Annotated in this window: 1 protein-coding gene; it reads left to right on the forward strand. The window is 61.8% G+C overall.

The genetic code is table 11. The features are described 5' to 3' along the window. A partial coding sequence (locus tag AC3XQU_RS24235) for an ABC transporter permease subunit (RefSeq protein ID WP_489876672.1) occupies window positions 1–259 on the forward strand: 259 nt, incomplete at both ends.

Here is a 259-nt window from a genome sequence, read left to right on the forward strand (position 1 = left end):
TGGATGATCGTGGTGGGAGTAGTGGCGTGGTTCTTCCTGCACCGCCACAAGCTCGGCAACCACATCTTCGCCGTCGGCGGCAACGCATCGGCCGCAAGGGCGATCTCCATCAATCCGCTCAAGGTCAAGCTCCTCTCCTATGCCCTGTTCGGAGCGATGGTGGGCTTGGCCAGCATCCTGATCTCGGTCCGGACCTCCTCCATGCAGCCTGGTTCCACGGAGGATTACACCCTGATGGCGATTGCCGCTGCCGTGGTAG

This window comes from Telluria sp. AZSoR62 (assembly GCF_058111565.1).